The sequence below is a fragment of the Streptomyces sp. B1866 genome, assembly GCF_031932565.1.
Taxonomy (GTDB): Bacteria; Actinomycetota; Actinomycetes; order Streptomycetales; family Streptomycetaceae; genus Streptomyces.
In genome coordinates, this window is the sequence record NZ_JAVSCF010000657.1 from 1 (window position 1) to 326 (window position 326).

Here is a 326-nt window from a genome sequence, read left to right on the forward strand (position 1 = left end):
CGCCGACTTCGACGCGGAATTCTTCGGAATCTCACCCCGCGAAGCACTGGCCATGGACCCCCAGCAACGCCTCCTGCTGGAAACAGCATGGGAGACCATCGAACGCGCGGGCATCGACCCCACCACCCTGCACGGCACCCGCACCGGCGTCTTCGCGGGTGTCATCGACAACGGCTACGGGTCGGGGCCCGGCGATGTCCCGCCGGAGGTCGAGGGGTACGTCGGGTACGGCACCACGAGCAGCGTCGCCTCCGGCCGCGTGTCCTATGTCCTGGGCCTGGAGGGCCCGGCGGTCAGCATCGACACGGCGTGTTCGTCGTCGCTGG

General features: G+C 69.3%; 1 protein-coding gene. It reads left to right on the top strand.

The window, feature by feature from the left end; translation table 11 throughout:
- Nucleotides 1–326, top strand: a 326-nt coding sequence (locus RKE29_RS30660; RefSeq protein WP_312008939.1) for a beta-ketoacyl synthase N-terminal-like domain-containing protein, incomplete at both ends; no start/stop codon positions are given.